Annotated in this window: 10 protein-coding genes; 7 read left to right on the forward strand and 3 right to left on the reverse strand. The window is 66.9% G+C overall.

What is annotated here, in order from left to right; translation table 11 throughout:
- Positions 1-106 precede the first annotated feature (106 nt).
- Positions 107-721, forward strand: a complete 615-nt coding sequence (locus tag PMI14_RS23715; RefSeq protein WP_007858083.1) for a hypothetical protein — start codon at positions 107-109, stop codon at positions 719-721.
- Between the two features lie 107 nt (positions 722-828).
- The gene (locus PMI14_RS23720; RefSeq protein ID WP_035205433.1) at positions 829-1,494 is read left to right on the forward strand and encodes a glutathione S-transferase family protein; all 666 of its coding nucleotides are present in this window, start codon (positions 829-831) and stop codon (positions 1,492-1,494) included.
- A gap of 18 nt (positions 1,495-1,512) precedes the next feature.
- Here the strand turns inward: PMI14_RS23720 and PMI14_RS23725 are convergent, their stop codons facing one another.
- Together PMI14_RS23725 and PMI14_RS23730 are read right to left on the reverse strand one after the other, a co-directional pair.
- Positions 1,513-2,457: an aldose 1-epimerase gene (locus PMI14_RS23725; RefSeq protein ID WP_035205436.1), complete on the reverse strand. Its 945-nt coding sequence runs from the start codon at positions 2,455-2,457 to the stop codon at positions 1,513-1,515.
- Positions 2,458-2,479: 22 nt separating this feature from the next.
- On the reverse strand, positions 2,480-3,409 hold the full coding sequence (locus tag PMI14_RS23730) for an SMP-30/gluconolactonase/LRE family protein (RefSeq protein ID WP_035205430.1): 930 nt from the start codon (positions 3,407-3,409) through the stop codon (positions 2,480-2,482).
- Between the two features lie 131 nt (positions 3,410-3,540).
- Between PMI14_RS23730 and PMI14_RS23735 the strand changes: the two genes are divergently transcribed.
- Positions 3,541-4,338, forward strand: coding sequence for an SDR family NAD(P)-dependent oxidoreductase (locus PMI14_RS23735; protein WP_007858089.1), 798 nt, complete (start codon positions 3,541-3,543; stop codon positions 4,336-4,338).
- Here the strand turns inward: PMI14_RS23735 and PMI14_RS23740 are convergent, their stop codons facing one another.
- A complete protein-coding gene (locus tag PMI14_RS23740; protein ID WP_007858090.1) occupies positions 4,339-5,301 on the reverse strand; it encodes a LysR family transcriptional regulator in 963 nt (320 codons plus the stop codon).
- A gap of 118 nt (positions 5,302-5,419) precedes the next feature.
- On the opposite strand from PMI14_RS23740, the gene PMI14_RS23745 reads away from it, so the two are divergent.
- From PMI14_RS23745 to mmsA, 4 genes are all read left to right on the forward strand, one after another.
- Positions 5,420-6,874, forward strand: a complete 1,455-nt coding sequence (locus tag PMI14_RS23745; RefSeq protein ID WP_007858092.1) for an aldehyde dehydrogenase family protein — start codon at positions 5,420-5,422, stop codon at positions 6,872-6,874.
- 78 nt (positions 6,875-6,952) lie between these two features.
- A complete protein-coding gene (locus tag PMI14_RS23750; RefSeq protein WP_007858094.1) occupies positions 6,953-7,918 on the forward strand; it encodes an ABC transporter substrate-binding protein in 966 nt (321 codons plus the stop codon).
- Positions 7,919-8,028: 110 nt separating this feature from the next.
- Positions 8,029-9,099: a multiple monosaccharide ABC transporter substrate-binding protein gene (chvE, locus tag PMI14_RS23755; RefSeq protein ID WP_007858097.1), complete on the forward strand. Its 1,071-nt coding sequence runs from the start codon at positions 8,029-8,031 to the stop codon at positions 9,097-9,099.
- Positions 9,100-9,202: 103 nt separating this feature from the next.
- Positions 9,203-10,720 (forward strand): multiple monosaccharide ABC transporter ATP-binding protein, encoded by a 1,518-nt coding sequence (gene mmsA, locus PMI14_RS23760; protein WP_007858100.1) that lies wholly within the window; start codon positions 9,203-9,205, stop codon positions 10,718-10,720.
- Positions 10,721-10,797 lie beyond the last annotated feature (77 nt).

Raw genomic sequence — 10,797 nt, forward strand, 5'->3', positions numbered from 1 at the left:
GGGGGACGCCCCCAGCGCGGCGGGGCGGCCCTTGCGCGGGGGCACTGGCCTTGGGCGCGCCAGTTTCATGCGTCGCAGGTGACGCGCAGCGCTGCGGAGAACTGATATGACTGCCAAGCTTGATGCGGAGCAAATCGATGCGCTCAGTGAGATCTTCAACATTGGCGTCGGCAAGGCCGCGGCGGCCATGGGCCAGCTCATGCGCGACGAGGTGCTGCTGTCGGTGCCGCACGTGAGCATCTTCACGGTGAGCGAGGCGGCCCAGCAACTGGGCGCGGCCGGCAGCCCCATGTACGGCGTGCGCCAGCCTTTCAGGGGGGTGTTCAACGGCGATGCGCTGCTGATCTTCCCGGGTGACAAGAGCCTCGACATCGTGCGCATCGTCGCCGGCCAGAGCCTGAGCGGCGAGGACTTGAGCAGCATCGAGCAGGACGCGATGACAGAGCTGGGCAATGTGATGCTCAGCGCCTGCCTGGCCACGCTGGCCGACCTGCTGGGCAACGAGTTCGAGCTGAGCCCGCCCCGCGTCGATGTGGGCGACAGCCGCACCATCCTGGGCACGCGCATCCAGAACCACCTGGTGGTGTTCCTGCACATCCGCTTCGAACTGCTCAGCAGCCAGATCGAGGGCTTCGTGGTGTTCGTGCTCAACACCACCTCCTTGCTGGCCCTGCGCTCTGCGGTGGACCGGCTGCTGGGCCGCCCGGCAGAGGCGGACTGACCGGCCAGCCGAAAGCCTGCGCCGACCTGTCGGCGCGTGCAGGGCTGCCACGAAATGGGCCTATAAAGGCGGCTGCGCATTGCACGCGCACAGGAGACCAGCCCATGATGCCTTCCAACCGCCACCTGACCTTCTTCCACGCCCCGCAAAGCCGCTCCGTCGGGGCCCGCATCCTCATCGAGGAACTGGGGGCCGAGCACGAGATGCACGTGCTCAACCTCAAGGCCAAGCAGCAGCGCGAGGCCGACTACCTGGCCATCAACCCCATGGGCAAGGTACCGGCCCTGCTCCATGGCGAGACGCTGGTCACCGAGCAGGCGGCGGTCTACATGTACCTGGCCGAGCTGTATCCCGAGCGCGGCCTCTCCCCCGCCGTGGGCGATCCGCTGCGCGGCGCCTACCTGCGCTGGATGGTGTTCTACGGCTCGTGCTTCGAGCCTGCCGTGGTGGACAAGGCCATGCAGCGCGACAGCGGCTCGCAGTCCACCTCGCCCTATGGCGACTACGAGAGCGTGCTGCGCACGCTCAATGCGCAGATCGAGCAGGCCAACCCCTGGTGGCTCGGGGACCGGTTCACGGCGGCCGATGTGCTGTGGGGCAGCGCGCTGGGCTGGATATCGTCGTTCAAGCTGTTTCCGATCACGCCTGCGCTGTCCGCCTACCTGGCAAGGTTCCAGGCGCGCGAGGCGGTCCAGCGTGCCCAGGCACTCGACGCCGAATTGGCGGCACAGCAGCAGCAATCCGCCGCTGCAGAGCCCGCCAGCAAGGCCTGAACGGCCAGGCCTCTCCTCTCAGGGCGTGCCGCTGGCAGGCAGCGCGCCATGGCGCCATTGCACGTTCAGCGCAAAGGACTCCCCCTGCTCCAGCACGCGCAGGCCCGGCTGCCCCGGCAGGTGGAAGGCATCGATGGGCTGGGTGATGGGCTCGAAGCAGAAGGCCGGGCCCTGCGGGGGGCGGTAGACCAGGCAGAAGTGCTGCGTGACGCCGCCGTCCTGCGCAAAGTCCGGCATGTGGGCGGTCAGCCGGAGGCCGCGCTCGGGCCAGTCGATGCGTGCCGCGCCGCCCCAGCCGGTGTAGCCGTTGTCGATCAGGTCGCCCTGCGCGGAGATGCCGGCATTCAGGTTCCAGCCTTCGGGAAACTGCGGGGAGTGCTGCGTGGGCAACGGGTCATCGCCGCACAGCCACACGGCCTGCACCGGCGCGCTGATGCGCGTGCCCGGCGTGCGCGGAAACCAGGGGTGCACGCCGATGCCATAGGGCAGCGGCTCGGCGCCGCGGTGGCGCACCAGCACATGCTGGTCCAGCCCGCCCTCCACCAGGCGAAAGGTCTGCACCGATTCGTAGTCGTAGGGGTTGCCCTGGAAGCATTCGGAGCGCAGGTGCATCTGCAGCGTGTCCGGCGCGGGCTGCGACAGGGTCCAGGGCTGCAGCCAGCCATCACCGTGGATGGGATAGGGCTCCCCTGCCCGGTTGGGCTGCATGGGATGGAACTTTCCGGCGTGGGTGAAGCCCCCGCCGCTGATGCGGTTGGACCAGGGCACCATGGCAAACGACGCAAGCTGGTACAGGTCGGGCGTGGCCCCGTCCCAGGGGCGCCAGAGGTCGATCCGGCCGCCAGGCTGCCCGGGGGCGTCGATCTGCCAGGCAGCCACGCTGCCGCCCAGGGAGGGGACCAGCCCCAGGTGCTGGCCCGCATGGCTCAACCAGGTGATGGGGTGGGTGGTGGAATCGCTCATGCGCATGCTTTCGTGAAGGAGGTCAGCCACCGAACAGATGGGCCGGCACGCCGGGGCTGTCGATCTCGATGGCAAACACGCTGCCGGCCAGCGGCTGTGCAGCGAGCTGCTCGGGCGTGAGGCCGATCCGCGCGGTGGTGATGAACAGCGTGCGCAGGTCCGCGCCGCCAAAGGCGCAGGTGGTGACCTGGCTTGCGGGCAGCACCACACGGCCCAGTTCCTCGGCCGTCTCGGGGTCGTGGCAGGTCACGCAGTGGCCGCCCCAGTGGGCGATCCAGAGGCGGCCCAGGGCATCCGTGGTCATCCCGTCGGGCAGGCCGTCCTCGGCACTGAAGCGTTTCCACACCTGCTTGTGGGAAACGGTGCCTGCGGCCGCATCGAAGTCGTAGCGCCAGATGATGGAACTGAGCGTATCGTTGAAGTACAGGCACTGGCGGCCCTCCGCCAGGGCCCAGGTGGGCCCGTTGGTCACCACGAAGCCCTCGTCGTGGCGCGTGCAGCGGCCATCGGGGTCGTAGCGGTAGAGCGCGCCGGTGGGCAGCTGGCAGTCGAAGTCCATGCTGCCGCCCCAGAAGCGGCCCTCGGCATCGCACTTGCCATCGTTGAAGCGGTTGCCCGGCAACTCGGCCACGGGCTGGTGCAGGTAGCGCGGGGCGTTGTCGGTGGCGGGGTCGAACAGCGCGAAGCCGCGCCGCAGGGTGATGATCAGGCCGGGCGCGTCCCGGCGCTCGGCCAGGGCCGAGATCTCTTCGTCGAAGCTCCACTGCGTCTGCACGCCCGTGGCCGGGTCCAGCCGGTACAGGCGGCAGCCCAGGATGTCCAGCCAATACACCACCTGCTCACGCACGGACCATACAAGCCCCTCCCCCAGCTGCGCATCGGCTTCGACCACGCAGCGCAGGGGCCCCGTGGGGCTGGGGACGGGAAATCGCGACGCAGCGGACGCTGCCATGGGACTCTGGTTGCTCAAAGCTTGTCTCCTGATTGTTGTTTAGCTGCCTGCCACTTGACGCCGGGCATCTTATCAACGTCAATTGATGCATGGAATGATTATTTTTGGAATTTTTCGATATACAAATTGCAATGACAACTGATATCCATACCCCCTCCCAGCCCGCCACGCTCGCCCAATTTCCCAGCCTGCAAGGCCGATCGGTCTTCGTCACGGGCGGGGGCAGCGGCATCGGCGCGGCCATCGTCGCGGCGTTCGCCGAACAGGGTGCACGCGTGGCCTTCGTGGACGTGGCGCGCGAAGCCAGCGAAGCCCTGGCGCAACAGATCACCGACGCAGGCCACGCGCGCCCCTGGTGGCAGGTGTGCGACGTGCGCGACATCGCTGCGCTGCAGGACTCCATTGCCCGTGCAGCGGCAGCGTTGGGCGATTTCTCGGTACTGGTGAACAACGTGGCCAGCGACGACCGCCATACGCTGGAATCCGTGACGCCCGACTACTACGACGAGCGCATGGCCATCAACGAGCGCCCGGCCTTCTTCGCCATCCAGGCCGTGGTGCCCGGCATGCGCCGCCTGGGCGCGGGCTCGGTGGTCAACCTGGGCTCCACGGGCTGGCAGGGCAAGGGCGCAGGCTACCCCTGCTATGCCATTGCCAAGTCGTCGGTGAACGGGCTCACGCGGGGCCTGGCGCGCACCCTGGGCCAGGACCGCATCCGCATCAACACCGTGTCGCCCGGCTGGGTGATGACCGAGCGCCAGATCAAGCTCTGGCTCGACGCCGAAGGCGAGAAGGAGCTGGCGCGCAACCAGTGCCTGCCCGACAAGCTGCGCCCGCACGACATCGCGCGCATGGTGCTGTTCCTGGCGTCGGACGATGCCGCCATGTGCACCGCGCAGGAATTCAAGGTCGACGCCGGCTGGGTTTGATCAATCCCCGGCTTCCAGCCGGCGCCCGTACTGCACCAGGCTGGTCTGCTTGAGGGCCTTCATCATCACCTTGGCGGCGGGCGAGAGCAGGCGGTCGGTGCGGGTGATGATGCCGAAGGCGTCCATGTGGCAGGGCATGGCCAGCGGCAGCACCGACACCATGCCGTGCGATGCGTAGTAGTGCGCCACATCGGCGCCGACCACGGCGATCATGTCGCTCTGCTGCAGCATGCGCGTCATGAACAGCAGGGCCGCGGTCTCCACCACGTTGACCGGCGGCGCCAGGCCCTCCTGCTGGAACATCAGGTCGAAGCGGTGCCGCAGCACGCTGCCCGCGGGCGGCACGATCCAGCCGGCAGCCAGCACATCGCGCAGGGCCAGGCCCGCCATGCCCGACAGCGGGTGGCCCGGTCGGGTCACCGCGCAGACCAGCTCCTCGCTCAGCGGCTCGTAGCGCAGGTTGGCCTTGTCGTGCTCCTCGAACAGCCGGCCCACCAGGATGTCGAGCTTGCCCTGCTCAAGCCGGTCCATCAGCACCGGGCTGGTCTCGATATCGAGCGAGATGCGCAGGCTCGGGTGCTCCTGCTTGACCAGGGCCACGGCGGCCGGCAGCAGGCTCAGGCCCGGCGAGGTGATGGCGCCGATGCCCACCTGGCCGAAATGCCCGGTCTTGAGGGCCGCCAGCTCCACATGTGCCTGGTTCAGGCTGGCCAGCGCCATGCGCGCGTGGCGGATCATGGTCTCGCCGTACCAGGTGGGGCGCATGCCGCGCGGCAGGCGCTCGAACAGCGAAACCTCCAGCACGTCCTCCAGGTCCTTGAGCAGCTTGGACGCCGCCGGCTGCGTCATGCTGAGCACCTGGGCCGCACGGTGGATGTTGCCCTCCTCGGCCAGGGCCACCAGCAGCAGCAGCTGGCGCGTCTTCAGGCGTGCGCGGATGAACCAGTGGTTGTAGGTGCTCATGGGGTTTTCCAGAATGCGTGGACGTATATGTATTTTGTCAAAAAAACTATTAGATTGATATCTAAATCGATCTTAGACTTTGCCGCACATCTGCACCAAGGTTCTTTCCAAGGTCTCCATGAAACTCGGCGACACACAGCAGCTCACCCCCCGGCACCTCATCAATGGGCGCTGGGAGATCGGCACCACCACCGGCGTGAGCACCAATCCCTCCGACACCCGTGAAGTGGTGGCCGAGTACGCCCGGGCCGACCGCAACCAGACCGAGCGCGCCATCCGCGCCGCCGCCGACGCCCTGCCCCACTGGAGCCAGAGCAGCCCTCAGCGCCGCGCCGACGTGCTCGACCTGATCGGCAGCGAACTGCTGGCGCGCAAGGATGCCCTGGGCACCCTGCTGGCCCGCGAGGAAGGCAAGACCCTGCCCGAGGCCGTGGCCGAGGTGGCCCGTGCCGGCCAGATCTTCAAGTTCTTTGCCGGCGAGGCGCTGCGCATCCCGGGCGAGCTCATGGCCTCGGTGCGCCAGGGCGTGCAGGTGGACGTGACCCGCGAGCCCGTGGGCGTGGTCGGCATCGTCGCCCCTTGGAACTTCCCGTTCGCGATCCCGGCCTGGAAGATCGCCCCCGCCCTGGCCTACGGCAACACGGTGGTGTTCAAGCCGGCCGAGCTGGTGGCCGCCTGCGGCTGGGCCCTGGCCGAGATCATCAGCCGCTGCGGCCTGCCGGCCGGCGTGTTCAACCTGCTCATGGGCAGTGGCCGCGAGGTCGGGCAGACCCTGGTGGACCACCCGCTGGTGAATGCGATCAGCTTTACGGGATCGGTCGATACCGGAGAGCGCATCCTCAAGTCGGCCACCGCGCGCCGCGCCAAGGTGCAGCTGGAGATGGGCGGCAAGAACCCGCTGGTGGTGCTGGCCGACGCCGACATGGACCAGGCCATCGACTGCGCGCTGCAGGGCTCGTACTTCTCCACCGGCCAGCGCTGCACGGCTTCGAGCCGGTTGATCGTGGAATCGGGCGTGCACGACGCTTTCGTGGACCGGCTGCGCCAGCGGCTCGTGGCCCTGAAGGTGGGCCATGCGCTCGAGCGCGGCACCGAGATGGGCCCGGTGGCCGATGCCGGCCAGCTGGAACAAAACCTGTCTTATTTGGAGATCGCCCGGAGCGAGGGTGCCCAGCATGTCTGGGGCGGCGAGCGCCTGGAACGCGCCACGCCCGGCCACTACATGGCCCCCGCCCTGTTCCTGGCCCGGCCCGAGCACCGTATTGCCCGCGAGGAGATCTTCGGCCCCGTGGCCTGCGTGCTGCGCGCCGACGACTACGAGCATGCGCTGGCCCTGGCCAACGACACGCCCTATGGCCTGTGCGCGGGCATCTGCACCACCTCGCTCAAGCACGCCATGCATTTCAAGCGCAATGCCGTGGTCGGCATGACCATGGTCAACCTGCCCACGGCGGGGGTGGACTTCCATGTGCCCTTCGGCGGGCGCAAGGATTCGAGCCACGGCCCGCGCGAGCAGGGCCGCTACGCCGCCGAGTTCTACACCACGGTCAAGACCGGCTACATGCTGGCCTGAAACGCCCGCTTCCCTTTCCCCGCAGTGCATTTCTTTCTTCCACAACAGCGTCAACAACAGACAGACAGGAGACAAATGATGAAACTGAACCGCCGGACCCTCGTATCCGCCCTTGCCTGCGCCCCCGTGGCCGGGCTGCTCCCGGGCGCCGCCTGGGCCCAGAAACCCATCGTGCTGGGCTTCAGCCAGGTGGGTGCCGAAAGCGAGTGGCGCACCGCCAACACCGAGTCGATCAAGTCCGCCGCCAAGGAGGCGGGGATCGAGCTCAAGTTCTCCGACGCCCAGCAAAAGCAGGAGAACCAGATCAAGGCCATCCGCTCTTTCATCGCGCAGAAGGTGGACGTGATCGCCTTCTCGCCCGTGGTCGAGTCGGGCTGGGAGAACGTGCTGCGCGAAGCCAAGGCCGCCAAGATCCCCGTGGTGCTGACCGACCGCTCGGTCAACGTCAAGGACCAGTCGCTGTACGTGACCTTCATGGGCTCGGACTTCGTGGAAGAAGGCCGCAAGGCCGGCCGCTGGCTGGTCGACAAGATGAAGGACCAGAAGGGCGACGTCAACATCGTCGAGCTGCAGGGCACCGTGGGCTCGGCCCCGGCCATCGACCGCAAGAAGGGCTTCGAGGAAATTGTCAAGGCCGACCCCAAGTTCAAGATCCTGCGCTCGCAGACCGGTGACTTCACCCGCGCCAAGGGCAAGGAGGTGATGGAAGCCTTCCTCAAGGCCGAGGGCAAGAAGATCAACGTGCTCTACGCGCACAACGACGACATGGCCATCGGCGCGATCCAGGCCATCGAGGAGGCCGGCCTCAAGCCCGCCAAGGACATCACCATCATCTCCATCGACGCGGTCAAGGGCGCCTTCGAGGCCATGATCGCCGGCAAGCTGAACGTGAGTGTGGAATGCAGCCCCCTGCTGGGCCCGCAGCTGATGACCGCCGTGAAGGACATCAAGGCCGGCAAGGCGGTGCAAAAGCGCATCGTGACCGAGGAAGGCATCTTCCCGATGGAAGTGGCTGCCGCCGAGTTCCCGAAACGCAAGTACTGATGATGCCGCTGCTGCCGGCGCCAAGCCGGCAGCATGGCGGGAGGCCGGCCCGGGCCATCGCAGGCTTTGCTGGGGCCGGGAACAAAACCATAAAACCAGGAGACAAATCCATGAAACGCACCATCTTCAAGGCCGCACTGGCCACCGTGGCACTTGCCGCCATGGGCACCGCGCCGCTGGCGCTGGCCCAGGACAAGGGCAGCATCGGCATCTCCATGCCCACCAAGTCCTCGTCGCGCTGGATCGCCGATGGCGACAACATGGTCAAGGTGCTCAAGGAGCGCGGCTACAAGACCGATCTGCAGTACGCGGACGATGACATCCCCAACCAGCTCGCGCAGATCGAGAACATGATCACCAAGGGCGCCAAGGTGCTGGTGATCGCCTCCATCGACGGCACCACCCTCTCGCGCGTGCTGCAGAACGCGGCCGACAAGGGCGTCAAGGTCATCGCCTACGACCGCCTGATCAAGGGCTCGAAGAACGTGGACTACTACGCCACCTTCGACAACTTCCAGGTCGGCGTGCTGCAGGCCACTTCCATCGTCGACAAGCTGGGCCTGAAGCAGGGCAAGGGCCCGTTCAACATCGAGCTCTTCGGCGGCTCGCCCGACGACAACAACGCCTTCTTCTTCTACGACGGCGCCATGAGCGTGCTCAAGCCCTACATCGACAGCGGCAAGCTGGTGGTGCGCAGCAAGCAGATGGGCATGAACAAGGTGGGCACGCTGCGCTGGGACGGCTCGGTGGCGCAGGCGCGCATGGACAACCTGCTCTCGGCCTACTACGGCAAGGACAAGGTGCATGCCGTGCTCTCGCCCTACGACGGCCTGTCCATCGGCATCCTGTCCTCGCTCAAGGGCGTGGGCTACTGCACGGCCCAGCAGCCCTGCCCGGTGGTGAGCGGCCAGGACGCCGAGATCCCCTCGGTCAAGTCCATCCTCAAGGGCGAGCAGTTCTCCACCGTGTTCAAGGACACGCGCGAACTGGCCAAGGTCGCCGCCAACATGGTGGACGCCACACTCTCGGGCAAGCAGCCCGAGATCAACGACACCAAGACCTACAACAACGGCGAGAAGGTCGTGCCCTCCTACCTGCTCAAGCCGGTGTCGGTCGATGCCGCCAACTGGAATGCGGTGCTGGTGGGCAGCGGCTACTACAAGGAATCGCAGGTGAAATAAGCCAGGCCTGGCACCCCGAGGGCGGCAGCGCATCGCCCCCGGCGCCAGATCACCGTGAGACAACAGAGGCCGTGACCCCCCGCCTCCTGCACGAACCCAGTCCATGATTCTTGAAATGCGGAACATCCGCAAAACCTTCCCCGGCGTGGTCGCACTCAACCAGGTGAACCTGAACGTGCGTGCCGGCGAGATCCACGCCATCGTCGGCGAGAACGGCGCGGGCAAGTCCACGCTGATGAAGGTGCTCTCGGGCGTCTACCCCCATGGCAGCTACAGCGGCGAGATCGTCTTCGAGGGCCAGGAGCGCCGCTTCGACGGCATCCGCGACAGCGAGCACCTGGGCGTGATCATCATCCACCAGGAACTGGCCCTGGTGCCCCTGCTCTCCATCGCCGAGAACATCTTCCTGGGCAACGAGACGGCGCGCCACGGGGTGATCGACTGGATGGCGGCCCACAGCAAGGCCCAGGCCCTGCTGAAAAAGGTGGGCCTCAAGGAATCGCCCGAGACCCTGGTCACCCACCTGGGCGTGGGCAAGCAGCAGCTGGTGGAGATTGCCAAGGCGCTGTCGCGCCAGGTGCGCCTCCTGATCCTGGACGAACCCACGGCCAGCCTCAACGAGAACGACAGCCAGGCCCTGCTGGACCTGCTGCTGGAGCTCAAGAAGCAGGGCATCACCTGCATCCTGATCTCGCACAAGCTCAACGAAATTTCGCGCGTGGCCGATGCCATCACCGTACTGCGCGACGGCAGCACGGTCGAGTCGCTCGACTGCCGCACCGGCCTGGTCAGCGAAGACCGCGTGATCAAGGCCATGGTGGGCCGCGAGATGGCCGACCGCTACCCGCCGCGCCAGCCCGACATCGGCGCCACCGTGTTCGAGGTGCGCAACTGGCGTGCCCACCACCCGCAGCATGCCGAGCGCGAGGTCATCAAGGGTGTCGACCTGCATGTTCGGCGCGGCGAGATCGTGGGCATCGCCGGCCTCATGGGCGCGGGCCGCACCGAGCTGGCGATGAGCATCTTCGGCAAATCCTGGGGCCAGCGCATCAGCGGCCAGGTGCTGCTGAACGGCCAGGAAATCGACGTGGGCACGGTGGAGAAGGCCGTGCGCCACGGCCTGGCCTATGTGACCGAGGACCGCAAGGGCAACGGCCTGGTGCTCAGTGAAGACATCCAGTTCAACGTCTCGCTGGCCAACCTCTCCGGCATCTCCACCGCCACGGTGATGGACCCAGGGCGCGAGCACCAGGTGGCGCAGGACTACCGGCGCCGGCTGCGCATCCGCTGCTCGGGCGTGGACCAGAAGACCGTGAACCTCTCGGGCGGCAACCAGCAGAAGGTGGTGCTGGGCAAGTGGCTGTTCACCAACCCCGAGGTGCTCATCCTCGACGAGCCCACGCGCGGCATCGACGTGGGCGCCAAGTACGAGATCTACACCCTGATCGCCCAGATGGCGGCCGAGGGCAAGTGCGTGATCGTGATCTCGTCGGAGATGCCCGAACTGCTGGGCATCACGGACCGCATCTACGTGATGAACGAAGGGCGCTTCGTCGCCGAGATGCCCACTTCTGACGCAAGCCAGGAAAAGATCATGCGCGCGATAGTGAAAGCCAGTTGATATGAAGCACCCCCTGAGTCGCTTCGCGCCTTCCCCCTCTCTCGACTCGCTGCGCGAGTCGGGAGGGGGACGCCCCC

The sequence above is a fragment of the Acidovorax sp. CF316 genome, assembly GCF_000276605.1.
Lineage (GTDB): Bacteria > Pseudomonadota > Gammaproteobacteria > Burkholderiales > Burkholderiaceae_C > Acidovorax.

Excerpts from the sequence above, each read along its gene's own strand:
- PMI14_RS23750 (WP_007858094.1), top strand. The coding sequence starts at position 6,953 with ATGAAACTGAACCGCCGGACCCTCGTATCCGCCCTTGCCTGCGCCCCC.
- chvE (WP_007858097.1), top strand. The coding sequence starts at position 8,029 with ATGAAACGCACCATCTTCAAGGCCGCACTGGCCACCGTGGCACTTGCC.
- PMI14_RS23740 (WP_007858090.1), bottom strand. The coding sequence starts at position 5,301 with ATGAGCACCTACAACCACTGGTTCATCCGCGCACGCCTGAAGACGCGC.
- PMI14_RS23730 (WP_035205430.1), bottom strand. The coding sequence starts at position 3,409 with ATGGCAGCGTCCGCTGCGTCGCGATTTCCCGTCCCCAGCCCCACGGGG.
- PMI14_RS23735 (WP_007858089.1), top strand. The coding sequence starts at position 3,541 with ATGACAACTGATATCCATACCCCCTCCCAGCCCGCCACGCTCGCCCAA.
- PMI14_RS23715 (WP_007858083.1), top strand. The coding sequence starts at position 107 with ATGACTGCCAAGCTTGATGCGGAGCAAATCGATGCGCTCAGTGAGATC.
- PMI14_RS23720 (WP_035205433.1), top strand. The coding sequence starts at position 829 with ATGCCTTCCAACCGCCACCTGACCTTCTTCCACGCCCCGCAAAGCCGC.
- PMI14_RS23745 (WP_007858092.1), top strand. The coding sequence starts at position 5,420 with ATGAAACTCGGCGACACACAGCAGCTCACCCCCCGGCACCTCATCAAT.
- PMI14_RS23725 (WP_035205436.1), bottom strand. The coding sequence starts at position 2,457 with ATGAGCGATTCCACCACCCACCCCATCACCTGGTTGAGCCATGCGGGC.
- mmsA (WP_007858100.1), top strand. The coding sequence starts at position 9,203 with ATGATTCTTGAAATGCGGAACATCCGCAAAACCTTCCCCGGCGTGGTC.